The organism is Eggerthella sinensis (genome assembly GCF_003339815.1).
In the GTDB taxonomy this organism is placed as follows: domain Bacteria; phylum Actinomycetota; class Coriobacteriia; order Coriobacteriales; family Eggerthellaceae; genus Eggerthella; species Eggerthella sinensis.
In genome coordinates, this window is the sequence record NZ_PPTT01000014.1 from 22,478 (window position 1) to 47,334 (window position 24,857).

The window sequence follows — 24,857 nt, forward strand, 5'->3', positions numbered from 1 at the left end:
TGCTTGCTGGTTTTCTTGGCTGGCGCGGCGCGGGGTCCTCCGACCCCGCGCTGCGATCAGGATGGCAGCCCGCGCTTACTCCCACTCGCAGATGCCGAAGTTCAGGTGCGGCTTGGCGCCGGTCTCGTCGGCGTCGGCGTCGACGAGCTGGAAGCGGATCTCCTTGTCCCCCACCTTCCACATGCGGGTCTGCAGCGTGGTGCCCGGCAGCACCGGCGAGGTGATGCGGGTCTTGAAGCGCTTCATGCGCTCGGGCTCGCCCGGGAAGAACGAGCTGATGATGTGGCGCATCGCGAAGCCGCCCAGGCTCACGCCGTGCGCGATGGGGCGCTCGAGGCCCGTCTGCTCGGTGTAGGCGAAGTCGATGTGCTGCTGATGCCAGTCGCCCATGAGGCGGTAGATGAGCGGCATGTTGAGCGGCATGGTCTCCTCGACCACGGCGTCGGGCGCGCGGTCGGGCATCTCGACGATGTCCTTTGGAGGCTTCGCGCCGCCCCAGCCGCCGTCGTAGATGCACACGTCCCACGTCTCGGTCTCGCACAGAAGCGTGCCGTCGGAGGAGTAGGAGCGGCCCGTCTGCTTCGAGAGGCACCCGCGGCCCTCGCCGCGGTCGTACAGGGCGTCCTGGGTGACGAACGTCTCGATGCGGTCGTTCATCTTGAACGGGGCGTGCAGCTTGATCTCGAAGCCGTAGTGCAGCGAGCCGTCGTAGTTGTAGCCGTAGTCGAGCGTGCGCGTCATCTCCTCGTGCACCGTCAGCGGCACGCCGAAGATGGGCAGCACCTTGAGGTCGGGGTGCTCGGCGTCGCACTCGTTGACGTACTCGAGGTCGGTTACGCCGTCGTAGCCGGCGTTGCAGCCGAGCGCGCAGATCTCGAGGTCCTTGAACGTGTACTCCCGCACGAACGGGCCGAACTCCTTGCCCACAATTTCAGTGCTGATAGCCATAGCTCCCTCTCCTTTTTTCGTATTTCAAAACTCACCGGTCCTGCAACGTCAGCGAGGGTTTCCGTGGCGCCCCAGATCGTGGGGAGGGCGAGGGCGAAGCGCGCCCCGAAGGAAGTCCCCGTAGGGGATACTTCGGTACGCGAGCCCTCGGCCTCGCCGCGAGATGAGGCGCCACGGAAAGCCGCAGCGTCGACTCCTTGCGCTGATCGTCAGATCAGCGCAACAACCGCTTCTCTATCTTCATGCTGCACGTGCGCGGGAACGAGTGCACGATCTCCACGTACGAGGGCACCTTGAAGCCGGCCATGTGCCCCTCGCAGTACGAAAGCACGTCCTCCTCGGTGAGCTCAGCGCCGGCGCACGGCAGCACGAACGCCTTGACCGCCTGGTCGCGGATAGGGTCGTCCACGCCGATGACGGCCGCTTCCGCGATGAGGGGATGGTCCACCAGCACGTTCTCCAGCTCGGTGGTGGAGATGTTCTCCCCCGCCCGCTTGATCATGTTCACCTTGCGGTCGACGAAGAAGAACCAGCCGTCCTCGTCCACGTAGCCCTTGTCGCCCGTCTTGAGCCAGCCGTCGTCCGTGAACGTGCGCGCGGTGGCCTCCGGGTCGTTGAAATACTCCTTCATGATAGTGCGTCCGCGCTGCCCGTGCACCTGGATCTCGCCGATTTCGCCGGGAGCGGCCTGCACGCCGTCCTCGCGCATGATGCGCACCTCGTAGCCGAGCCCCGCGCGCCCCACGCTCGGCCAGCGGCGCGGGCCGGCGGGCGGGTCGGTGAGCACCCAGCCGATGGACTCGGTGGAGCCGTACGTGTTCATGAGGCGCACGCCGAAGCGCTCCTCGAAGGCGGCCTTCTCGGCGTCGGACACCGGCAGGAAGTACAGCATCTCGCGCAGCGTGTGGTTCCGGTCGTCGGGCGATGCGGGCTGCAGCATGAGCGTGCGCAGCATCATGGCGACGCACTGCGTGACCGTGGCCCCGAACTCGCGGATCTGCGACCAGAAGCGGCGCGCGCTGTACTTCTCCACCACGATGAGCTCGGCTCCCGCGGTGAGCACCGGCATGAGCGCGGCCAGCTGGAAGTTGGAATGGCAGGCCGGCATGGTGGTGAGCAGGCGGTCGTCGCGCGTGAGCGTGACCTCCCAGTCGCCGTACAGGCCGCTGAACAGGATGTTCGCATGGGTGAGCACGACGCCCTTCGGGCGCGACGTCGTGCCGCTCGTGAAGATGATCTCGGCCGGATCGTCCGCGCTGAGCGGGCGCACCTCGTCGAGCTCGGCCGCGGCGGCGGCGCGCAGCTGCGAGAAGTCGCGCAGCGCATCGTCCTGCTCGAGCGCCGCCAAGGCCTCGCCCAGCCCCTCGACGCCCTCCTCGGCGGTGCGGGCCACGAGCACGCCCTTCGGCAGGTAGGGGCCCTCCGCGCGCACAGCGCGGTACAGGTCGAGGAACTTCGGCTCCACGAGCGCGCAGGTGGCCCCGGTGCGGTCGAGCACGTAGGCGGCCTCCTCCACGAGGTTCTGCTCGTTCATGGGAACCATGACGGCGCCGATCTTCGCGAGGCCGAACAGGCACATCATGAATTCCGGGCACGTGCACAGCTGCACGCACACGCGCTCGCCCGCCTGCACGCCCATCGACAGGAACACGTTGGCGGTGCGGTCGATCTCCTCGTTGAACGCACGGTACGTGTACGTGCTCGTCGCGTCCGCGCGGTCGCGGAAGCGAAGGAAGACGCGGTCGCCGCAGGCGGCCACGAGGCCGTCCCACAGGCTGCGCACCGTTTCGTTTCCCACGATGTCGGTCATCGTCCCACCCTTCTCCGTCACTCGATCCTTGAGATATCCGCACGATGCCGTCTTCCCGCGGCACGGCCCTGAAAGGCGGCATCGTGCGGATGCGCGGCGCAACGCTTCGGGCCGCGCATCCGCGTTGCGCGTCCGGGGCCGGAGCTCCGGACGCGCGCTGCAGCGCTATTCGCTGATCTTCACGATGCCGGCAGCGGCCAGCTCGTCGATCTGCTCCTGCGTGTAGCCGAGCTTCGTCATGACGTCGACGGTGTCGCCGCCCTGCTTCGGCATCGGGCGCCAGATCTGGCCGGGGTTGTTCTTGAACTTCGGGAACACGCCGAGGCCGTGGAACGTCTCGCCGTCGACCGTCTCCCAGTCAACCCACGTGTTGCGCAGCTTCAGGTGCTCTTCGGCCACGAGGTCCTCCATGTCGTTGACCACCTGGGCGGCGATGCGATGGGCCGCGAAGTCCGCTTCGATGTCGTACTTGGAACGCGCGAGGCAGTAGTCCTCGAACGCCTTCTGGATCTCGTCGGCGTGCGGGTTGGACAGCCACAGGCCCGAGGTGTCCTCGGGGATGTCCTCGGTGCCCCACAGGTGGCCGAGGCCGATCTGCTCGAGGAAGTACTTGTTCTGGTCGACGCCGTAGAGGCACACGCCCAGGAAGCCGTCCTTGCACTTGAACTCGCCGATGCCGCAGAGGTTCTGGTTGCGGGCGCCCGGACGGGGCCACTTGATGCCCTCGTTCAGGTAGTCCACCAGGTAGTACTGGCCGATGGCCAGCAGCGTCTCGTACATGGCCAGGTCGATGCTCTCGCCCTTGCCGCTCTTCTCGGCCTTGTAGAGGGCCGCGAGCGCGGAGGAGGCGATCATGAGCGTGTTGAAGTAGTCGCCGGCGTAGGGTCCGGGGAGCATGGGCTGCTCCTCCGTGCCGTTCTGCATGATGATGCCCGAGTACGCCATGACGGTGAGGTCGTAGGCCGCGCGCTTCACCATCTTGGGGTCGCCCTCCTGGCCGAAGCCGGAGACGTGCACGATGACCATCTTCGGGTTGAGCTCCCACAGCACGTCGTCGGTGATGCCCTTGCGCGCCCAGGTGCCGCCCTTGGAGGCTTCCATGAAGATGTCGGCGTCCTTGACCATGTCGAAGAACACCTTCTTGCCCTCTTCGGAGAAGTAGTTCAGCGAGACGGAACGCTGGTTGCGGCGCTCGGCCTGCTTCACGTACGGGGTGTCGCGGATGGTGTCGCCCGCGCCCGTGTTCTCGAGCCAGATGACGTCAGCACCCCAGTCGGCCATGAGGTCGGCGGCCTTCGGGCAGGCCAGCTCGACCGCCGCGTAGACGACCTTGACGCCGTCGAGAGGGCCGTAGGACGGCTTTTCGGTAGGTAGTGCCATGGTTGTTTCCTCCTTGAATCGCGGTTCGTGTCCGGGGCCCCGCCCCTCAGGCCGGGGCCCTCCTTCGGTGGAACGCTCTTTACTTCTGCTTGTACTTGATGGAGGCGCCCTTGGAGGTGGCGAGGATCATCATCTCGTCGGTGCCGCCGGAGACGCGGTCGACGCGCAGGTCGCGCCAGATGCGGTTGATGCGGTGCTCGGAAGCCACGGCGATGCCGCCCATGATCTGCATGGCGTCGTCGACGACCTCGAAGGAGGCGTTGGCGCAGTAGTACTTGCACATGGCGGCCGCGGCCGGGTCGAAGTTGCCGTCGTTGTTGTCGGCGTTCCAAGCGGCCTCGTACAGCATGTTCTTCATGTTGGTCAGCTTGATGCACATATCGGTGATCTTGATCTGGTTGAGCTGGAAGCGGCTGATGGGCTTGCCGAAGGCGATGCGGCTGTTCGCGTGCGCCATGGCGTCCTCGAACGCGCTGATGGCGGTGCCGTAGTCGCAGGCGCCCACGAGCCAGCGCTCGAAGTTGAAGTCGGACACGCCGCGCATGAAGCCGTTGCCCTCTTTGCCGAAGATGTCCTTCTCCTCAAGCTCCACGTTGTCCATGTAGACCTCGCAGCAGCTGTCCATGCGCAGGCCCAGCTTGGTGAGCGGGGACAGCTTCACGCCCGGCTTGGACATGTCGAGGAAGAACTCGGTGAACACGGTGGGATCGTCGGCGTTCTTCGCCATGATGACGAGGTACTTCACGCCCAGCGAGGAGGTGATGAACGTCTTGGTGCCGTTGAGGTAGATCTTGCCGTTCTCGCGCTTGTAGTTCGTGGCGAGCGAGCTCACGTCGGAGCCGGCGCCCGGCTCGGTGCAGGCGGAGTTCCAGATCTGCTCGCCGGAGCCCAGCGTGGACAGCACGGCCTCGATCTGCTCTTCGCTGCCCTCGCGGATGACGGTCTCGAAGCCCGGGAGCTGGTAGAGCACGTAGGTGGGGGCGCCGTAGCGGCCGAGCACCTCGTAGACGGCCATGAGCGTCACGCAGGGCTGCTCGAGGCCCAGGCCACCATGGCTCTCGGGGAGCATGATCTGGTCGAAGCCGAGCTCGCAGAGGCCCTTGACCCAGCGCAGCGGGTACTCGTGCTTCTCGTCGCACTCGTGGAAGTAGGTCTCCCAGTTCTCGCTCTCCATGTACTCGCGGTAGCTATCGACGATAAGCTCCTGCTCGTCCGTCAACTTGAAATCCATGACGATCCTCCTTTTGTTTGTGTCGGCATCTTCGTGATGCCGCGAAACCCGATGGTTGGTGCGGGGATTACAGCCCCAGCTGCTGACGATAGAAGATTGCACCGTGCTCGAGGGCGTCGTTCGCCGCATCGAGCATCTTGGTGTAGTGCAGAAACGCGTGGATGACGCCCTCGAACACCTCGTGGCGGACGGGGGTCCCGTACTGCTCGCAGATGGCCGCCAACGTGGCCGAGTCGTCGCGCAGCGGGTCGTACTCCGCCGCCGCGATGTAGCAGGCCGGCATGTCGTGCTCCATGTCGTTCAGGAACAGGTTCGCGTACGGGCTGGCCATGAGCTCGGCGGGGTCGTTCGCGTACATCTCCATGTACCACTGCCACTCGGCCTCGGTCAGACCGTCCCACGGGCCGCCCAGCAGGCGCATCGAGGACGAGTCCGTCAGGCCGAACCAGCCGTAGTACAGGAGACAGCACTTGACGAAGTCGCTGCCGCCGCGCTCTTCGCGCAGGTACATCGTGGCCGCAAGGCCCAGGTGCGCCCCGCCCGAATCGCCCGCGAACGACAGGCGCTCGCCGTCGATGCCGTGCTTCGCGCCCTGCTCGTGCAGGTAGGCGGCCACGGCGGCCACTTCCTCCACGGCGCTCGGGAACTTGGCCTCGGGCGACAGGCGGTAGTCGACGGCCACCACGGGCACGCCCGCATGGTCGGCGAGCACGCGGCAGACACGGTCGTGCGTGTCGAGGTTGCCCAGGACGAAGCCACCGCCGTGCACATACACGATGGCCGGCTGCGCGGGCGCCGCGCCGCCGAGCGCCGCCGCGGCAGCTTCGGTGGGATAGTAGTACCGAACCGGGATGTCGCCGTAAGGGCCGGCCACCGTGGCGTCGAGCTGCTCGACCATGACCGGGCCGCCCTCGGCCCAGAACGCGCGGCCGGCGACGTAGTTCTTGCGCATCTGCTCGAACCCCACGCTTGTGTCGTTCGCGTCGCCCGCCAGCTCGTCCTCTTTGGCGAGGACCGCTTTCATCTGCGGGTTGATCTTGGACAGGACGTCGAGTTTGTTCATGATGCCTTCTTTCCCGATTCGTTTCCGATAGTGAACGCAGGACGTGCGGGTGATACCGGTTTGAGATGAGGGGGCGCGGCTTGCAGCAGCGCGCCCCCGCACTCGTGAGAGGAACTTACGCCTGAGTGGTCTCGGCGTCTTCGACGGCCGGAGCGGCAGCCTCGGCACCGAAGTGCTTCTTGATGCTGCGGAGCAACATGACCAGAGCCGCGCAGCCGATGACGCCGAACATGATCTCGAAGCCGAAGATGCTCGAGAACGCTGCCGTGCCCTGGGCGTCGATCATGCCGCCGTACCAGGTGTGGATGAACACGTCGGGCAGGAAGCCGATGACGGAGAGCAGGCCAGAGGCGGTGCCGAAGATGGCCATGGGGATCTTGACCTCGGACAGGGGCGAGGAGCCGATGGAGAAGGCGCCGTAGGTGGTGAAGCCGAACACGACCACGAGGACGGAGGCGATCATCGCACCGGAAGCGTCCTGCGGGAACAGGATGAAGCCGACGAGCACCGCGATGGACAGGATGAACGCGCCCAGGATGGTCTTCGAGGGGCTCTTGATTTTCGTGGCGATGAAGCCCACGACCGGACCGGCAACGAGGCCGATGCCGTAGGTGCGGATGAGGCCGACGATGTTCACGATGTTGCCGTCGGCGTTGAAGCACTGCGAGAGGTACGGCGTGGTGTAGGTAGCGCCCTGGTACACGGCGTAGCAGGCGAAGTACGCAATGCAGGCCCAGATGACGCCGGGGTGCTTGATGGACTGGATGGCCTCTTTGACGCTGAACAGCTTAGCGTCCTTGTTGATCTCGCCCTTGAAGTCGGGGATGAGGAAGAAGGAGACCACGCCCAGGATGGCGATGACGACGCCCAGGAAGATGAGCATGGCCTGCACGCCCGCCGCGCCGGAGATGGCGGCGATGATGCCGGCGTTGATGAGGCCGATGACGAGGCCGGTGACGCCGTAGATGGAGTAGCTGATGCCGATCTTGGAGGCGTACTCGTTCTCCTCGCAGCACAGGCGGATGACCTTGAAGCGCGTGCCCCACCATACCAGGATGGACGTGACGCCCATGAGGACGAAGAGGATCAGGCAGATCTGCACGGAGGGCAGCATCGCGTACACGAACACGAGCACGGCGGTGGCGATGAAGCCGACCCATGCCAGCGTGCGCATGCGGAACTTGTCGGCCACGATGCCGGAAGGCAGGTAGCAGATCATGGCGGCGATGCCGTAGGCCGACACCATGAGGCCGAGGTCGGCGTTCGTGGCGCCGAGGGCCTGCATCAGCGGATCGTAGAACACGTTCTTCAGATACATCGGCGCGTAGATGATCGACGAGCCCATCGAGATGAGTACGACGAGAGCCCATTTATGGAGCGTGGTGAGCTCCTTGTAGGTGACCTCGCCCTTGCTCTTGGCAAGCAGTGACATCTTGTCTTCCTTTCTCCTTGTCTTCGCCCGGTCTCTCAGTCGGTCGCCGGCACGTTCATGGCGGCGACCGGCGGTGAACCGAGCCGTTGGGTGCATTCTGTTCGCCTCCCGTCGATTTGCCATCGCAAAATCTCCACTAATTACCTCAATACTTACTTTCTTGCGAGGTGTTCATGATGAATTGGTGATAGATTTTCGCAATGGTGAACACGGACCCGCTTTGTGAGGTTTAATGGAGTCCGGGCAGTTCAGCAGCATCATCATCCATCGCAAACGCATGTTAGGAAGGATGGTCCGCTCATGGCGCACCAATCAGGGGAACCTGCGGGATCACATGACGGAGCGGCAACGTCTCTCACCGAATTTGCGACGCGCCCTGCCCTCAAGTACGTGGGATTCGCGCTTCTGTTGGCGTGGCATTACGCGTTGTGGTTCGTGCCGCACATGTTCGTGCAGACCGAGCTGCTCGACGACCGCGTGACCATCGCCTGGCTCGTGAACCTGGGCGCCGCCGTGGTCACCCTGCTGCTCATCGCGCTCGCGTTGGGACGCACGCGCCACCTTTCGACGCATCGCTGGCTCTATGCGGCCGCACCCATCCTCACTTGTCTCGCCACCTTGGCCATGTGCCTGCCCCCGCAGGTGTTCACCGTGCCCGGTCTGCTGTACGCGCTGGCCTTCTTCACCGGCATCGCCGAATCCGTCATGTGGATTCTCTGGGGCGAGCGCTACGCCTGCGTGAAGGCGAACTTCTCGTTGCGTCACATCGGCACGACGTTCGGCCTGGCGCTGTTCGTGACCATCGTGTTGGCGTGGACGCTGCCCGTGTACGTGACGACGGTGTTCGTCTCGCTGCTGCCCATCGCCTCCGGCGTGCTGCTCGTGGCCGCCCGCCGCGACGGCTCGCGGGCGTTTCCCGTGCTGCTGCCCAAAAGCGCGGCGCAGGGCGGCCTCAAGAACATGGTGACGGTGAGCGTCATCACGTTCGTGGCCAGCGTGGCGTGCTACTTCCTCGTGGCCATCATTCCGTGGCAGGTGCTGCCCACCGGCGACGTCACCTTCACGTTGGGCATCCTCGGCGGCGCCATCATCATGCTGGCCATCGCCGGCATCAGCATCGTGTCGAAGGACAAGGCCAGCATCTTCAAGATGTTCCCCTGGCTCCTCGTGCTGCTGATCGCGGCATTCGCGCTCTTCCTGGCCGATCAAGTAGCCTACCTGCCGGCCTTCATCATGGCCACGGGCATCTCGTCGCTTCTGGAGATCCTCCTCATCATGTACTTCGGCATCCTCACGTCGAAGGGCTACGTGACCCCGGCGGTGGCCTTCGCGTTCTCCGGCGCGTTCGTGCGCGCCGGCATCGCGGTGGGCAACACCTGGGCCGTGGGCTACGAGCTGGCGCCCGACCTGGCGTTCGCCATCACGCCCGAAACCTGCCTGGCGCTCATGTGCGTGCTGGCCGCGCTGCTCGTGCCGCTCGTGCGCCAGGAGTTCAACATCGCCGCGCTGACGGCGGCCCCGCCGTCGAAGGCCGAGATCGACGAGATCTGCGCCGAAGTGGCGAAGGAGTTCGGCCTGTCGGGGCGCGAGGCGGAGATCCTCGTGCTCATCGCGCGCGGCTACACCACGAACAACATGGCCGACAAGCTGGTGATCTCGCCCTACACGGTGAACACCCACATCCGCCACATCTACGAGAAGATGCAGATCCACAAGCGCAGCGAGCTGCTGAACTACCTGAACATGCAGCGAAGCGATTTCTAGGGGGGGGCGTCGCGGAGACGCGCATCAGCGGTGCAGGACGGGCGCTCCACTTTTTTTGGCGCGGAGGCAATCATGCGGGCCGATGGGCGCGTTCCGCGCCGATTCGGGAGGGGCGCGGCGTGCGATCGGCGCGGCGTCAGGCGCACTCATCCCGGAGCATATGCCGCGCCATAAAAGGGTCGGGCGCGCTTGTCCCGAAGCATACGCCGCGCCATGGAAGGGTCACGGGCGCTTCGGGCGCTTCCCCGCTCTTCTCCATGCGAGCACGGCTCCTCCGACGAGCAGCGCTCCCGCAACGACGAACGGGAGCACCAGCGGGCGGGCGCCTTGCTCGTCGTCTTCGACGGTGGGAACGCCCGTGATGAGCAGGCGCTGGGAGTTGATGCCGTAGGGGGTGCACGTGAGCAGCGTGAGGCGGTCTTCCCCTTCGACGGGCTGCAGCAGCGCCGTGTCGTCGGGCTCGACGACGTCGACGGACGCCACCCGGTACGAGAACGTGCGGTCGAGGATCTTCACGCGGAACACGTCGCCCTCCTGCACGAACATGAGGTTCGTGAACAGCAGCTTGTCGGGCAGGCCCGTGTGCCCTGTGACGACGGGGTGGATGGACTCCCCGTCGATGGGCAGCGCCGTCGTGGCGATATGCCCGGCGCCCGTCTGCAGCACCTCGTCGCCCGTGCCGTGGTAGAGCGGCAGCTCGATGCCGGCGGAGGGCACCTCCACGTAGCCCATCATGCCCGTGCCGTCGGGGTCGAGCACGTCGTAGTAGCGGTCGAGCGGAGACGTGACCTCGTCGACGGTGAAGGGGTCGCGCACCTCGGGCGCGGCCAGCTCGTCGTTGTAGGCGTAGGCGTCGGCCCACAGGCGCGCGAGCTCCTCGGGCGTGCGCCGGCTCACCGCGTCGTCGTAGGACGCCACCGCGCTGTACGCGCCCATCTGGTAGGCGATGTTCGTCACGACGGGATAGAGCACGCACGCCACCCCGACGACCAGCACGAGGCCGAAGAACCAGCGCGCGGCGCGTCGGCGCGGCGGGCGGGCGTCGGCGGAACGCGCGGCGCTCATCGGCCCTCCCCTCCCGTCGGCCCGCGCCCGCGGCGGCGCTTCCAGGCGCGCCGAACCAGCAGCGCAGCCGCAAGCGCCGCCGCCGCGCCGAGCGCCGCCACGAGCGGCCAGGGCGCGCCGGGCGTCGGGGCCAGGGCGTCGTCGGCGGGCAGCTCGCAGGGCGCGCCGCGCACGAGCAGGCGGTGCGAGTTGATGCCGTAGGGCGTGCACGTGAGCAGGGTGACGTATTCGGCGCCGTCCTCCACGCGGATGGACGACACGTCGTCGGGCTCCACCACCTCGATATCGTCCACCGCGTAGGCGTGGCGCTCGCCCAGCACCTCCACCACGAACACGTCGCCCTTCTGCAGACGCTCGAGGTCGGTGAACAGGCGCGCCGTGGGCAGGCCCGTGTGGCCCGTGATGACGGCATGGGTGCCCGCGCCGCCCACCGGCAGCGACGTTTGGGGGATGTGGCCGGCACCGTGGGACAGCACGTCGTCGGACGTGCCGTGGTAGAGCGGCAGCGTGAGGTCGATGGCGGGGATGGACACGGTGCCCATGAGCCCCGTGCCGTCCACGTTCAGCAGGTCGTCGTAGTTGTCGGGCACCGCGTAGCCGCTGTTGGCCACGAAGGGGTCGTGCACGGGATCGCCCCGCAGGCTCTCGTTGTAGGCGCGCGCCTCCGCCAGCATCTCCGTGCGCTCGTCCTCGGGCAGGGTCTGCACCGTTTCCTCGTAGCGGCTCACCACCTCGTCGAACGAGCGCTCGTTGAGGTACGTGCCCACCACGGGGTACAGGATGAGGCCGATGCCCGCCACGAGGCAGATCGCCATGAGGACGCGCCGAACGCGGTCGCGCGCCCTCATGAGGTGGAGCGGCGCGCGCGATGCAGCAGGAGGGCCGCCGCGACGAGCGCGAGGCCCGCAAGCACGCCGACGAAGGGCCCCGCCGTCGGCGAGCCGGCGAAGGGCAGGTTGTACAGCGGCACGTTCGTCAGGAACACGCCGCGCTGCACCGTGCCGCCCAGGGTGACGGACGTGGAGAAGGCGGTGGGCAGCAGGCCGCCGTCGCCCTTGCGCGCCAGCAGCGTGCTCACGTCGATGCCGTAGCCTCCCACCGATCCCGACAGCTCGAGCGCCTGGAACGCCCACTGGCCGGTGGGCTGCTGATAGCCCGCAGGCGCCTCCACCTCGACGAGCATGTACCATGCCGCCGGCGTGAGCTGCGTGAGGTTCACCACGCCCAGCGTGTCGGCGCTCGACGAGGACGTGAACACGTAGGGCACGTTCGACGGATCGCCCGCCGTGCCCGTCGTGCCGTCGGCCGCGACGACGGGCGCCCATTGGGTGGACAGCGTGGTGGCCAGATCGATGGAGCCGCCGTTGATGGTGATCGGGGTGATGTTGAGGGAGCCCACGTAGCGGTACACCGCGAACTTCGCGCCCGCCAGCTTCACCGTCTTGCCCGTGGCCTGGTCGAGGCCCACCTTCGTGAACGACACGTCGGCGGAGAGGCCGCGCCACACCACGGCGTCGCCCGCTCCCGCCACGGCCGCGAGACCCGCGTTGGCGTTGTTGAAGAACAGCTGCAGGCCCACGATGGGGGCCGTTCCCACGCGCGAAGCGAACTGCGCGCCCGCCGCGAGCAGCGACGAGCTGGCCGACGTGATGCCGACGGCCGCCGTGGGAGCGAGGCCCGACGCGTCCACGGCCAGCGAGTACGACGTGCCCGCGCGCGCCACCTCGAGGTCGGACGCCTTCGGGCTGTCGGTGGACAGGCCCTTCGGCGGGCGCCCGAGGTTGCCCGACACGAGTGTGGCCCCGCTCAGGGTGACGAGCGGCGTCGCGGACGCATACGAGCCCAGCCCGATGCCGCCGACGAAGGCGCCGGCGTAGGCTCCCCCGTCGTTGTTCTCGGCCGAGCACGCGTTGGCGGCCACCGTGCCGCCCGACAGCGTGAGGCGCGCCGCGGCGTCCACGTACAGGCCGCCGCCCGAGCGCTTCGCCACGTTGCCGCGCACCTCCGCGAGGCCCGCCATGCTCGCCGTCGCCTGGGGCCCGACGTACACGCCGCCGCCGAAGCGCGCGGCCGTGCACCCGTTCACCGAGCCGCCGGCCTGCGTGAACGTGGCGTTCTCCACGGCCACGCCGCCGCCGTCGGCGGCCGTGCACCCGGTGACGGCCGCGCCCGTGGACAGGCGCACGGTCGCCTGGGCGCTCGCGTGCACCGCGCCGCCGGGGCCCGTCGCATTGCAGGCGTTCTTGAGCGTGGTGCCCGCGTTGAGCGCGAGCGACGACGACGCGCCCGCCACCTCGATCAGCGCCTGCTGTCCGACGACGCCCGTGCCGCTCTGCCCCTGCCGCAGGGCGCACGCGCCGTCCATCACGAGGTTCGTCACCGTCAGGCCGCCCGCGACGGACAGCCACGACGTGGTCGAACCGGAGGCGGTGCGCGTGATCGTAGCCGTGAGCAGGCCCGAAGAGGGCACGGAACCGAGCCAGCCCTGGGCGCCCGGGATGATCTGCACGAGCGGCGCCGTGGTGAGCACGACGCCGGTCTTGCCCGCGGCAAGCTTCACGCCGCCATCGGCGGGCTGCTGGCCTGCGGCGGCCGAGAAGTCCACGAGGGACGCGTCGCGCAGCATCTCGATGCGATCGTTCGTCTGGACGTCGTTGAACGCCTCGTAGAGCGTGGTGTAGGCCTTGTAGAACGTGTCGGGCGTGCCGTCGCCGTTCGTGTCGCGGATGATCTGGCACACGCGCGGGGGCGCCTGCCACACGGCGTACAGCACCATATGGCCGTTCTTGAGCGGGTCGAGCGACGCATCGTAGGTGATGGCGGCGCCCGGCTGGAAGCGCGGCGCGGTATCGGTGGCCGCAGCCGCCCATCCCTTGAACGTGTAGCCGTTGACGGCCATCGTTCCCTGGCCGAGCACGGTGGCCGAGCCGTTCGAGCGGGCGTAGGCGTTCGCCATGCCGTCGGCGCCGTCGAAGGGCGCCGAACCGGTGAGCGTCGATCCGAGAGGGGCGTTGGCCTGGTAGTCCACCACGAAGCCGTCCGCCCACACGAGGCGCGTGCCGTTCGCCGCCGCCACGAGCGTGGCGTTCACGTCGTTGGCGAAGGGGACCAGGTTCGCGCCGGACTGGTAGACCGTGCCGAACTGGGCGCCGCTCGTGTTGAGCGTGACGAGGCCTTCGGACACGATGACGCCGATCTTCGAGCCGTCCACGAAGCTGCCGCGCACGTCGATGCGCGACGAGGCTCCCAGCGCGTTCGTCCACACGTCCGACGCCGCGTTCGTGAGCCCCTGCGTGTTGGCCCGCAGGATGCTGGGCGCCACGATCTTGTTCGCGAGGATGGCCGACTTGTAGTAGGTGGGGTTCGTGAAGCCGTTGTTCGCCGTGACAGGATAGTTGAACACGGCGCCGCGCGGCGAGCCCGACGAGCCGCCGTAGAAGCCGTACAGCGCCATGCCGCCCCCGCCGAGGACGGCGTGGTTGTCCTTCACCGTGCCGCCGTACCAGAACAGGTCGTGGATCATGTCCTGCATGATGCCGCCGCCATACAGATCGGCCGAGCAGTTCGTGACCGAGCAGTTGTAGATGGTGGTCGAGCCGCTGTAGAGGTACAGCCCGCCGCCGAACGCGCCGGCCGTGCAGCCGTCCACGATGACGCTCTCGATAGAGCCGGCCGCGCCGAAGCTCAGACCGCCGGCGATCTTGCCCGACGAGCAGTTCGTCACCTTCGGGCCGCCGCTCAGGTTGGCCGAGTTGTCGAGGCAGAACACCGACACGCCGTAGTTCGACACGCCGCCGCCCTCGCTGTACGTGGAACACGCGTCGATGCGCGCGCCGTCGGCCAGCACGATGAGGCCGTTGTAGGCGCCGCAGATGGCGCCGCCGCCGATGCCGTAGCGCTCGAAATCGCCGTACGCGCCCAGCGAGATGGTGCGCAGCGTGCCCACGTCGGTGGTGGAGCAGTTCGTGATGCTGCCGCTCAGCGTGAGCGTGTCGTACACCTTGTCCACCACCTGGCTGGCCGACGTGAGCGGCGCGCCGCCCGTGCCCACCCACAGGTTGTCGCCCTCGCCGTAGCCGTCGGCCTCGCTCCAGTAGAACACGCCGCCGCCCGCGATGGCCGAGCAGTTCGACACCGTGCCGCTGATGACGGTGCGGCAGTCCACGGCGTTGCCCGTCGTGCAGCCGTAGTCGTAGAGGAACACGCCCCCGCCGCCCGCGTAGAAGCTGGCCGTCGAGATGTTCACCGAGCTCTTCACGTTGCAGGAGTCCACCGTGCCGGCGATGTCCACCTTGCAGTTGTTGGCGAACAGCCCGCCGCCGCCCTGGCGCGTGCCCGTCGGGTCGAACAGCAGGCCGAGCGCGTTTTGGTACGTGAGGTCGGAGGAGTTCAGGGAGGCGCCGGCCTGGATGGACACGACCGCGTCCGCCGCGTGGACGGCGCCGCCGCCCGAGAGGCTCGCGTTCGAGGTGAGCTGGGTGTCGCAGTCGACGATGGACGCGCCGCTCTGCATGGTGAACGAGGCGCGGTTCGACGACAGCGGCGACGTGGTGATGCCGGGCGTGCGGTTCGCCATGACGTTGACGGCCGCGCCGCCCGCATGGGCGCCCGAGGTGACGAGACGGCAGCCCTGGATGGTGCTGCCCGTCTGCATGAGCAGCGACGCGTTGTTCGCATGCAGGCGAAGCGCGCCGGCGAACCCCGAGCTGTACCAGTTCCTGATGGTGGTGCCCGACGCAAGCACGAGCTGGCCGTTCGTGCCCGACACGTCGGCCACGCGATGGTCGACCGACGTCGAGGCGCCGTCGATGACGACGTTGGCGAACGTGAGGGAGCCGGTGTTGACGGTGAACAGCGTGACCGCCGTGCGGCCCGTGACGACGGCGGGCGTCGCCTGGGCGGCATCGGTGGTGACCGTGATGGTTTTCTCCCCCACGGCAGCCGTCGTGGTGGCGGTGAGGTTGCCGATGACGGCGACGATGGTGGGCGTGCTCGCCGACGCCTTCTGCACCGCGGCCTGGAGCGTTGCCAGCGGCTTGGCGTGCGTGCCGTCGCCCGTGAGGTCGTTGCCCGCGGCCGACACGTACAGGGTGTCGCCCGCAGCGCGCGGCTCGGCCGCCGCAGCGGCCGCGGCGGCGGCATCGTCGTCGGGAGCGTCGGCGTCGGCTTCGGGCGCGGCTTCGGGCGCTCCCGCGTCGGCGTCGGCTTCGGCGCCGTCGGGGGAATCCTCGTCGTCGGATGCATCGTCGGCGGGCGGGGGCGTCGGCGTCTCGGGGTCGGCATCGCCCGCAGGCGGCTCGACGGCCGAGGGTTCGTCGTCATGCGCGGCATCGGACGCGACGGGCGCGTCGGAGGAGGCGGCGGAAGCGGAGCCGGCAGCGGCAGCGTCGGCAGGCGCGCCGGCGGCGAGGGAGGGCACGAGCGTGAGGGCGAGCAGCGCGCACAGCAGCATGCGCCACGCGCAACGCAGCGGGCGCGGCGCCGTGCGCCTCGGTTCGAGCTTCTTCATAGCCGTTCCTCCTACCTCTCGTCCGTACGTTCGTCGCGCACGCGCACGCTGCGTCGATACGCCGCGGCGCCGATGCCGGCGGCAAGCGCGACGAGCAGCGCCGCCGCTGCAAGCCATCCGGCGTCGCCCGTTTTGACGAGCGTCGTCCACGCCGCGCTCCCCGCCTGGTCGAGCGGCGTTTCAAGACGGTTCGCCACCGAAACGCCCACCGTTGCCGACGCCGGATCGTCGGGCACGGTGACGGCCGCCGGCTCGGTGAGGCGCACGCATGCATGGGTCGCGCCGTGCGCATCCGCATACGACGGCGCCTGCGTCTCCACGAGCCAGTACGTGCCTGCGGCGAGGCCGGCGAGGGATGCGGCGCCGTTCGCGTCGGTGACAAGCTCGATGTCCTGCGCCGCGCCGCCCGCCGTGCGGGGGATGAAGCGCCCGGCGCGCGCATCGTCGTAGGAGCGCGCCACCTTGAACACGGCGCCGGAGAGCTTCTCCCCCGTCGCGTCGAGGTGCTTGTCGATGCGCAGACCGCCCGTGTAGATGCGCGGGTGCGCGGGGTTCTCCGGGTCGGGCGTGCCGCCGGGCACGACCACCACCTGCACGGGCTTGCCCGTCGCGCTCGTGAACGACGCCGATGCGTCGTTGTAGATGGCGCCGGGCGCATCGTAGGCGGCTTCGTTCACCCGCGTGGTCAGCGTGATGACGAGGTCGTGCGCGCCCGCGTCGGCGATGCGCTTGAGCGCCTCGTCGGTGAACGTCCAGCTCGCCGTGCGGGTGCGCGCGTCGAACGCCTCCTCGTAGTCCACGCCGGCCACGAGCGCGGTCGCGCTCGGCGCGCCGTGCTCGTCCACGAGCGCCACCTGCGCGCCCTCCACGAAGTCGAGCCGGGCGTCAAGCGGGTCGCGCACCGCAAGCGCGCTGCCGTAGCGCACCGTGCCGTCGGCGCCGTTCGCTTTGAGCTCGGCCGGCACGGGCAGCACGATGCGCCACGAGGCCTCGTCGCCCACGCCGTACACGGTATCCGGGTCGACGGCCTGCTTGGCGATGGACGCCACGGCGTACGATTTCGGGTACACGTGCACGTCCCAGCGCGCCTCGTCGCTCGCGGCGTTCTCCATGGGCACGGCCACGAGCAGCTTCTGCTGCGCGGGCTGCAGGCCGGGCATGGCGCCCTGCACGAGCAGGTACACGCCGCGCGGCAGGTCGCCGAACGCGAGCGCGCCCTGCGCGTCGGTCGAGCCCGTGCGCGGGTCGAACGAGGCGAGCGGAGGCGAATCCACCGTGACGGACGGGTCGAAGCCGTTGGCCGCCTGCGGGTCTTCGGAAAGCCGATAGAGCGTCAGCGGCACGTCCGCCAGCGGCTCGGCGTCGGCGGGCAGGATAGCGCCTGCGTCGCCCGTGCCCGGCTGCGTGGCTCCGAGCTGCGTGCGGTACTCGTGCACCACGATGGAACCGGTGCGCTCATCCGCCGCCCAGGCTGCGCCCGGGCAGAGCGCCGCGCCGCAGACGACGGCGAGCAGGGCGAGGACGAGCGCGACGCCGAGCGCCGTCAGGCTTCGCACGGCATTCCGGCCGTGCATGCGTTCGTTCGCTGATTCCACTCGATCACACCTCGCTCTTCCCACGATCGGTCGTCTGCCGCACCCGGCTCCCCGCGCGCAGGGCGAGGCCTCGAACGGGGCCTCGCCCTGCAACGGCGGTTAGGACTGCTTGTTCTGGTCGCGCTTGCGGGAACGCACGAAGTACGTCACCGCCGCACCGATGAGCACGGCGCCCACGATGCCGAAGATCAGCGCGCCCGTGCCGCCCGTGTTCGGCAGGGCGAAGTTGCCGCCGCCTTCCTGGCCGTCACGCGTGTTGATGAGGGACAGCGGGCCGCCCACCACCGAGGTGGTCACCTTGGCGTCGGCCGTCGCCTTCACGATTTGCAGCGTCACCTTCTGGGGCGCCTGCAGGATGCGGTAGCCGTTCGGGGCCTTCGTCTCGCACATCCACAGCTCCACGGTCTGCACGGTGCCCAGGCTGGAGCGCGCAGCCGTCACGGCCTGCTCGATGGCGGTGTAGGCCGTGCCGCCCGACGTGAGGTTGTCGAAGCTCAGACCCGAGAACACGGCCTTGCCGTCGGCGACGTTCGTCGTGGCGGTGAGGTCGGCGGTGGCGGTGGCGTTCTTGAGGAACGTGCCCGCAACCGCGTTGTCGTAGGAGGTGGCAAGCTTGAACGTGGCGGAGTCGGTGAGGATGGCATGGCCGTCCACGTCAACCTTCACGAACTGGAAGCCGATGAGCGGGATGGGGTTCGTCACGCTCGTCTTGGTGTCGATGGTGGTGTTGCCCAGCGCATCGATGATGGTGACCGTCGCGGTGTTCTGCACGATGGGCAGCCCGTTCGCGTCGACGCCCGCGTTGAAGGCGTTGTTGTTCACCGTCGCGTTCACGCGGATGAGCACCTTGCCGATCTGCTTGGCGGGCGTGGCGGTGTTCGCCACGTTGATGACGTTGATGGCCTGCGCGATAGCCGGCGTGATGGTCCAGGTGGCCTGGCCGTTCGTGGTCGACGTGTCGGAGAAGCCGATGTCGCCGGGGGTCAGCACGTTCTCGGTGCCGTCCTGCGCAAGCGCCACCACGGTGTAGTCGTTCTTGATGGTGATGGTGGGCTGGCCCGCGCCGTTCTTCGGCAGCGTATCCACGATGGTGCCCTTGAGGCAGTTCGCAGGGTCGGTGAAGATGTTGGACGGGCTGGGAATCTTGAACGCGATCTGGTAGCTCAGCGTGTCGCCCGGCTTCACGAGGTCGGGCTCGTCGATGATAGTCTTCTCAACCTCTTCCTTGCTGACGTTCTTGGGGTACACGTTCACGTCCTTGAGGTACGTGGTGGCGCCGCCCGTCGCCTGCTGCGCATAGGGCAGCGTGATGATGCTGGGCACGCTCACGTCGACGTTCGCCCCGCCCGCATCCGTTTCCACGAGCAGGTAGTAGCCGAACGACAGGCTGCCGAAGGTGGCCGTGCCGTCCACGTCGGTGGTCTTCACGACGGGCGTGAAGCTGTTGGCCTTGTACAGGTTCAAGAAGGCCGTCACGCCGTCGAGCGTCGGCGCCGTGCTGACGGCGGCCGTGCCGGCCACCGAGCCCTCGACCTTGGCGGAGTCGAGCTTGTACAGCGTGAAGTCCACGTCCTTCATCGGCTCGGCGCCGGTGGGCAGGTTGCCCGCATCCGATGCCGATCCGGTGCCGGGCTCGGACGATGCCGCCGGCGTGCGGTACTTGTGCACGGTGATCGACGCGGTGCCGTCGTCGGTCAGGCCGCCGTTGTTGAGCGCGAACGCCGGAGCGGCACCGAGCGCCATCGAGGCGGCGAGCGCGACCGTCACGAGCACGGCCATCATCCTTCCCGACAGCCCAGATAACCTCTGTTCCATCTGTCTTCCTTTCATACCGGGGTGGGGACGGGCTCCTCCCGTCTCGTATTCCGCGTCGCGGCGGCGTGTTCGCCGATGCGACGCTCGCGATCCCGCTTGCCGAGTGCGCCCGTACGTGCCGGGCATGCAAGGAAGCGATTGCGCTGCAGGGGGTCGGCCATCGCAGGTGACGGGTGGTTTTCGCGAAAAAGACAGCGCTTCGCGCGACCCGAAGGGGCCCCTGCAATGGGTGGTGCTTGTTCGGTTCGGGAGCGCGGCCGGTAAGGGGACGGCTCAACGCTATGCTGGGAGCATAAGGCCTACCGGAGCGCCGAACGATGACGAAGCGCATTCTGCCACCGGAGCGTGCCCGCCCCGCAACAGGCACGTGGGCTTCCGTTCACGAGGTTGTAAGGTAGGAGGGGTCTCCATGGCGCGGGGGCGGGTGCCCGCACCCCTTTTGGCGCGGGGGTGATCATGCGGACGGACGCGCGCGTTCCGCGCCGATTCGGGATGGGCGCGGCGTGCGATCGGCGCGGCAAACGCAGCGAGGACAAGCAAGCGTATGCCGCGCCATGGAAAAGAAGGGGACAAAAAAGCGCCCCGGTTTCCCGGGGCGCTTCTGATCCTTCGCGGTTTACTTCGCCGGGTAGAACCCGCTCGGCTCTTCGCCGAGGTTGATCATGATGTTCTTCGCCTGCGTGTAGTGCTCGAGCATCACCTTGTGCGTCTCGCGGCCGATGCCGGATTCCTTATAGCCGCCGAACGGCGCGCCCGACGGAATCTGGTTGTAGGTGTTCACCCACATGCGGCCCGTCTGAATGCCCTCGGCCACGCGGAAGGCGCGGTTGATGTCGCGCGTCCACACGGCACCGCCCAGGCCGTACACCGAGTCGTTCGCCATGTCGATGACTTCCTGCTCGTCCTTGAACTTGATGACCACGGCCACCGGCCCGAAGATCTCCTCCTGCGCCACGCGGCACGAGTTGTTCGGCACCTCGAGCAGCGTCGGCTTCATGAACGCGCCCTTGGCAAGGTCGCCCTCGGTGTTGCGCTCGCCGCCGCAGAGCACGCGGCCGCCCTCCTGCTTGGCGATCTCCACGTACTCGAGGATCTTGTTGAGCTGGTTCTCGTCGATCTGGCTGCCCATCTGGGTGTCGTCCTCCCAGGGCATGCCCACCTTCACGTTGTTGAAGGCCTCGCACGCGTCGTGCACGAACTTGTCGTAGATGTCCTCCTGCACGAAGATGCGGCTGCCGGCGCAGCACACCTGGCCCTGGTTGAACAGGATGCCCAGCTGCACGCCGTCCATCACCATGTCCCACTTGGCGTCGTCGAAGATGATGTTCGCCGACTTGCCGCCCAGCTCGAGCGTGGCCGGGATGAGGCGCTCGGCCGCCGCGCGGGCCACGTCGCGGCCCACTTCGGTGGAGCCGGTGAACGCGAGCTTGCTGATCTTCGGGTTGTCGAGGATGTACTGACCCGACTTCGAGCCGCGGCCCGTCACCACGTTGAACACGCCGGCCGGGATGATGTCCTGCGTGAGCTTCGCCAGCTCGAGCACCGTGAGCGACGTCGTGGACGAGGGCTTGAACACCGTGCAGTCGCCGGCGGCCAGCACGGGAGCCAGCTTCCAGGCGGCCATGAGGAACGGGAAGTTCCACGGCACGATCTGGCCGACGACGCCGATGGGCTCGTGCAGCACGATGGACAGCAGGTTGCCGGGCAGCTTGTCGGTCTCGCCCGTGTCGGCCAAGAGCACGCCGGCGAAGTAGCGGAAATGGTCCACGGACAGCGCCACGTCGATGGCGCGCGTCTCGCGAATGGGCTTGCCGTTGTCGAGCGACTCGAGCAGCGCGAACTTCTCCGCGTTCTCCTCGATGAGGTCGGCCACCTTGTTCAAGATGATGGCTCGCTCGGCCTTGGTGGTCTTGCCCCAGGTTTTGAACGCCTCCCACGCGGCGTCGACCGCGCGATCGACATCTTCCTTCGTGGCGTCGGCGATAGTTGAAAGCTGTTCACCGTTGGCCGGGCAGTACACGTCGAGCGTTCCGCCGTCCGACGCGTCGACCCACTGGCCGTCGATGTAGAGCTGGTAGGATTTCTGAGCAGGGTTGTTCATGGGCGCTTCCTTTCGTTCTTGCGGCGCACCCCGCGCCGCCTGCTGTCCCCAGCATAGCGTGCGAGCAGGGGCGTTGTCAGTCGCCGTTTCGTGTAAACCCGGCAACGGTCGAGAAACGTTGCCGATCAAGAAGCATTTCCGGCGAACGGCCCGCCTCGCGCCGGAAGCGGCACGACGTTCCAGCGGCCGACGGAAGCGCCGGGCCCCTCGAAACGAACGAAGGGCCCCGGCGGAAACCGGGGCCCTTCGTTCGTTAAGGGGAAGGTAATGCGGGTGGTGCTTACAGAGCCGTGCCGGCAATCCAGTCGGCGTACTCCACGTGGCCGTCGTGCTTGTCGACGCCACGGGCGATGGTGATGCGCTGCACGGTGGGAGCGCCTTCCTCAAGCCACATGGCGCGGCAGTCACGGTACAGGCGCTCGGTCGGGCCGTACGGCGAGTCCTCGAAGTAGCCGTCGCCGCCAAAGATCTCCAGCATCTCGTCGGAAACCATCTTCACGGTGTCGATGGAGAACAGCTTGCACATGGCGGCCTTCTCGTCGACGAACTCGTTGTGCGGATCGACGTCGTACTCGTCGGCGAAGTCCATGATCATGCAGCGCAGCGCGTGGATGTTCGTGGCCATGTTCGCCAGCTTCATCTTGATGGCCTGACGCTGGATGATCGGCTTGCCGAAGGTGACGCGGTCGCGAGCACGGGCGATGGACATTTCGAGCATGCGCTGGGACATGCCGAGGTTCGAGTCGGCGATGTGCACGCGGGAGATGGCGAGCGAGTGCATGGCCACTTCCATGCCCTGGCCCTCTTCGCCGAGCAGGTACTTCGGGTCGAGCACGACGTTCGTCATCTTGAAGCCCGCATGGCCCGCGCCGCGGCAGCCCATCATGTGCGGCATGGGGACGAGCTCGAAGCCCGGCGTGTCCATGGGCACGAAGAAGGCGGACAGACGCTCGTCGCCCTGCTTCTCGGGATCGGTCACGGCGATGACGTAGGCGTACTGCGAGCAGTCGGTGTGGGAGATGAGCCACTTCTCGCCGTTCAGCACGTAGTTGCCGTTCTCGTCCTTGAGGGCGGTGGTGTGCAGGTCGGCACCGGTGCCGCCGGTCTGCTCGGTCAGCGCGAAGTTCGTGAAGATGGTCTTGTCCTGGAACTTGTCCATGAACTCGGCCTTGAGCTCCGGCTTGCCGTAATCGTCAAGGATGCGCCAGTTGAGGTCGGCAGCGTAGTGCAGGTGCATGCGCATGCCGCCCGGGCCGCGGGAGAACTCCTCCTGCACCTGCAGGATCTCCTTCTCGGACAGGCCCCATCCGCCGTACTCTTCGGGCAGCGCGTAGCGGTACAGGTTGTTCTCGATGGCGAGGTCGTAGAATTCCTGCGGGAACGCGTTGGTGACCTCGACCTCCTTCTGCATTTCCTCGAACGGTCCCTCGGCGAGCGCACGCACGGTCTTGAGGTATTCGCGGAACTCCTCAGGGGTAAGCTTGCTCATACATCCTCCTTCAACGTCTTGCCAGACTGATGGGTTTCGGGCTGCTTCGCCGTCGTGTGTCGGTGAGCGGCAACCTCGTTGCTCACAGTTTGCACCCTAAACGATTATTTTGTCCAATAGGTAAATGATGATGAATCATTTGCCAAAGATAGGTTTTAGCTATGATTCGCCGCCGTTTTGCGCGGTTATTCCCGTTTTTCCGTCGCCGCCCCTTGTGCCACAATTTATATTATACCTGTTCATATGCAGTATTGCTAGTATTGGCACCGCAGAGCGCCCCCGCGACTCCCCCGCCATCAATAGAAGAAACCTATGAATTAACCTATGAATAGCTGAAAAGAACCTATTGGACACTGACGTGATTCTGGGTGCAAACTGTGCTTAGCATCCGTCAGAACTATCAATGTGCGGTACTGCTCTTCGGGAAAGCCCGGGGCGCGGCGGGGTGAAGCGCACGAACGAGGGAACAGAACCTGGACAGTAAAGGAGCGTTGACTATGGATTTCAGCTTGACCGTCGATCAGGAACTGCTGGTCGAGAGCATCCAAGAATTCGCCGACCGGTACTTCGATGAAGAGACCGTGAGCGCCATGTACGAGAACCACGGCATCCCCGACGAGATCGGCGAGGCGTACCGCGACGCGGGATTCGCCTTCATGGGACTGCCCGAAGAATGCGGCGGCATCCCCTGCGACAAGCTCACGCTCGGCCTCATGACCGAGACGCTCTACCACGCCACCGGCTGCATGACCCCGTTCATGACGGCCATGCTGGCCACGGCCGACGTGGCGGAGTTCGGCACCCCCGAGCAGGTGTCCCTCGTGGTCGACCAATATAACAAGTCGGGCAAGCCCATCGCCTCGCTCGCCCTGTCCGAGCCGGGCGCCGGTTCCGACAACAAGGCCATGAGCACGTACACGAAGCGCCAGGAAGACGGCACGTACATCATGAACGGCCAGAAGACCTGGGTCACGAACGGCGGCAACACCCCCTATATGCTGGTGGTGTCGAAGGACGAGCACCCGGCGCACGCCAACGAGAGCATGTCGCTGTGGCTCATCCCCACCGATACCCCCGGCCTGTCCACCGCCCCGCTCGAGAAGATCGGCCAGCAGATCATCCCCTTCGTGGACGTGTTCTTCGACGAGGTCGTGCTCACCGAGGACATGCGCCTCGGCAAGGAGGGCGAGGGCTTTTTGCTGCTCATGAAGAACTTCGAGATCGAGCGCTGCCTCGTGGTGGCCCAGTCGCTCGGCCTCGCGCAAGCCTGCATGGACGACGCGGCGGCCTACGCCAACGAGCGCTACGCCTTCGGCAAGCCCATCGGCTGGAACCCCATGATCCAGGACATGCTGGCCGAGATGGAAACCATCCTGGAGAACTCGCGCAACATGCTGTACAAGACCCTGTGGCAGCTCGACCAGGGCGAATCCGTCCGTACCGAAGCGGCGCTGCTCAAGCGCTACGCCACGGTGGGCTGCACGAAGGTGGCCGACATGGCGCTCGAGATCTTCGCGGCGCTCGGCTACACCACGGCCTCGCGCGTCGGCCGCATCTGGACCGACCTGCGCGGCAACCAGCTTGCCGGCGGCACCGTGGAAATCATGAGCTACATCGCCGGACGCCAGATCCTCAAGCGCTACGCGAAGTAGCGA

At 67.1% G+C, this 24,857-nt stretch carries 15 protein-coding genes; 2 read left to right on the top strand and 13 right to left on the bottom strand.

Going from position 1 to position 24,857, the window contains the following annotated elements; genetic code table 11:
* Positions 1-75: 75 nt before the first annotated feature.
* The 6 genes from C1876_RS09155 to C1876_RS09185 all read right to left on the bottom strand — a co-directional run bounded on the left by C1876_RS09155 (position 76) and on the right by C1876_RS09185 (position 7,864).
* Positions 76-948, bottom strand: coding sequence for a MaoC/PaaZ C-terminal domain-containing protein (locus tag C1876_RS09155; RefSeq protein WP_114546423.1), 873 nt, complete (start codon positions 946-948; stop codon positions 76-78).
* 214 nt (positions 949-1,162) lie between these two features.
* A complete protein-coding gene (gene caiC / locus C1876_RS09165) occupies positions 1,163-2,758 on the bottom strand; it encodes a crotonobetaine/carnitine-CoA ligase (RefSeq protein ID WP_114546424.1) in 1,596 nt (531 codons plus the stop codon).
* A gap of 165 nt (positions 2,759-2,923) precedes the next feature.
* Positions 2,924-4,138, bottom strand: a complete 1,215-nt coding sequence (gene caiB, locus C1876_RS09170; protein WP_114546425.1) for an L-carnitine CoA-transferase — start codon at positions 4,136-4,138, stop codon at positions 2,924-2,926.
* A 79-nt stretch (positions 4,139-4,217) separates the two neighbouring features.
* Complete coding sequence (gene caiA / locus C1876_RS09175; RefSeq protein ID WP_114546426.1) at positions 4,218-5,369, bottom strand: crotonobetainyl-CoA dehydrogenase; 1,152 nt, start codon at positions 5,367-5,369, stop codon at positions 4,218-4,220.
* Positions 5,370-5,436: 67 nt separating this feature from the next.
* Entirely contained in the window at positions 5,437-6,432 is a 996-nt protein-coding gene (aes, locus tag C1876_RS09180; protein ID WP_114546427.1) for an acetyl esterase, read from the bottom strand.
* Between the two features lie 115 nt (positions 6,433-6,547).
* Entirely contained in the window at positions 6,548-7,864 is a 1,317-nt protein-coding gene (locus C1876_RS09185) for an MFS transporter (RefSeq protein ID WP_114546428.1), read from the bottom strand.
* A 300-nt stretch (positions 7,865-8,164) separates the two neighbouring features.
* On the opposite strand from C1876_RS09185, the gene C1876_RS09190 reads away from it, so the two are divergent.
* On the top strand, positions 8,165-9,628 hold the full coding sequence (locus C1876_RS09190; RefSeq protein ID WP_114546429.1) for a helix-turn-helix transcriptional regulator: 1,464 nt from the start codon (positions 8,165-8,167) through the stop codon (positions 9,626-9,628).
* A 222-nt stretch (positions 9,629-9,850) separates the two neighbouring features.
* On the opposite strand, the gene C1876_RS09195 is transcribed toward C1876_RS09190, so the two are convergent.
* The 7 genes from C1876_RS09195 to C1876_RS09225 all read right to left on the bottom strand — a co-directional run bounded on the left by C1876_RS09195 (position 9,851) and on the right by C1876_RS09225 (position 23,202).
* Positions 9,851-10,693 carry a class C sortase gene (locus C1876_RS09195; RefSeq protein ID WP_114546430.1) on the bottom strand — a complete coding sequence of 281 codons (843 nt, stop codon included), beginning with the start codon at positions 10,691-10,693 and terminating at the stop codon, positions 9,851-9,853.
* Entirely contained in the window at positions 10,690-11,508 is an 819-nt protein-coding gene (locus C1876_RS17615) for a class C sortase (RefSeq protein WP_114546431.1), read from the bottom strand. The genes C1876_RS09195 and C1876_RS17615 overlap by 4 nt, the downstream gene beginning before the upstream one ends.
* Positions 11,509-11,537: 29 nt before the next feature.
* Complete coding sequence (locus C1876_RS17620) at positions 11,538-16,202, bottom strand: SpaA isopeptide-forming pilin-related protein (protein ID WP_114546432.1); 4,665 nt, start codon at positions 16,200-16,202, stop codon at positions 11,538-11,540.
* Between the two features lie 11 nt (positions 16,203-16,213).
* Positions 16,214-17,797 (bottom strand): SpaH/EbpB family LPXTG-anchored major pilin, encoded by a 1,584-nt coding sequence (locus C1876_RS09210; protein WP_148707941.1) that lies wholly within the window; start codon positions 17,795-17,797, stop codon positions 16,214-16,216.
* 99 nt (positions 17,798-17,896) lie between these two features.
* Positions 17,897-19,612 (bottom strand): SpaH/EbpB family LPXTG-anchored major pilin, encoded by a 1,716-nt coding sequence (locus C1876_RS09215; RefSeq protein ID WP_148044609.1) that lies wholly within the window; start codon positions 19,610-19,612, stop codon positions 17,897-17,899.
* A 616-nt stretch (positions 19,613-20,228) separates the two neighbouring features.
* A complete protein-coding gene (locus tag C1876_RS09220; protein ID WP_114546435.1) occupies positions 20,229-21,713 on the bottom strand; it encodes an aldehyde dehydrogenase family protein in 1,485 nt (494 codons plus the stop codon).
* 280 nt (positions 21,714-21,993) lie between these two features.
* Positions 21,994-23,202, bottom strand: coding sequence for an acyl-CoA dehydrogenase family protein (locus C1876_RS09225; protein ID WP_114546436.1), 1,209 nt, complete (start codon positions 23,200-23,202; stop codon positions 21,994-21,996).
* Positions 23,203-23,699: 497 nt separating this feature from the next.
* On the opposite strand from C1876_RS09225, the gene C1876_RS09230 reads away from it, so the two are divergent.
* Entirely contained in the window at positions 23,700-24,854 is a 1,155-nt protein-coding gene (locus tag C1876_RS09230) for an acyl-CoA dehydrogenase family protein (protein WP_114546437.1), read from the top strand.
* The last annotated feature ends 3 nt before the right edge of the window (positions 24,855-24,857 follow it).